Source organism: Candidatus Schekmanbacteria bacterium RIFCSPLOWO2_02_FULL_38_14, assembly GCA_001790855.1.
GTDB lineage: Bacteria > Schekmanbacteria > GWA2-38-11 > GWA2-38-11 > GWA2-38-11 > 2-02-FULL-38-14-A.
Genome location: MGDH01000027.1, coordinates 1 through 768, shown reverse-complemented (window position 1 = coordinate 768; position 768 = coordinate 1). Strand labels below are relative to the sequence as shown.

Annotated in this window: 1 protein-coding gene; it reads right to left on the bottom strand. The window is 42.4% G+C overall.

What is annotated here, in order from left to right; translation table 11 throughout:
- Nucleotides 1-78 precede the first annotated feature (78 nt).
- On the bottom strand, nucleotides 79-768 hold a 690-nt coding region (locus A3H37_07630), incomplete at its 5' end, for a CRISPR-associated endonuclease Cas1 (protein ID OGL49306.1).

The window sequence follows — 768 nt, the reverse complement described above, 5'->3', positions numbered from 1 at the left end:
CATCCCCCTTTTACAAAGGGGGAATAAATAATTATTCTCTGTGCCTCTGTGACCTCTGTGGTTAAAGTTTTCTTCTTCTCACTTCCAGATAAACGGTGGATAATTGTCAATATCTCCGCGCAAATAACGCGCCATCAGTAACGCCTGAGTGTGAAACAACAAACCTATTGTTACTTTCTCATTCAGAAACGGGTGCAATATCTCATCCTGTTTTCGCTTCTGATAGGCAACAAGAACTGTTTTTCTCGTGTCATCATCCATCCATACTGCGCCTGATTCTTTTTTCTGAAATCCCTTTCCCTGCACCTGACAGAGATTAATTAATGAGAGAGTCAACCGGTCAGCAAGAAATGGCCTGAATTCCTCCATAAGGTCAAGCGCAAGACCGTAACGCCCGGGTCTATCCCTGTGCAGAAAACCAACTGCAGGGTCCAGCCCTACAGATTCAAGGGCTGAACGTACATCATGCATCAAAATAGTATATAGGAATGAAAGTAAACAGTTTACATTATCCAAAGGCGGTCTGCGGTTTCGCTCGTGAAAAAAGAAATCGTCCTTCTGTGAGGTTATCAAATGATTAAAGACACTAAAATAAATACTTGCAGATTCTCCCTCTATTCCGCGCAAAATATCAAGAGAACTTTCCATCTGCAGCCTTCTCATTGAATTTGAAAGTTTCTGAGAAGCCTGTGAAAGTGCATCAATATCTATCTTCTCAGAATGGTCTCTCAATACGCGCTGGAGCACTGTCCGGCAGTTTGCAATCTT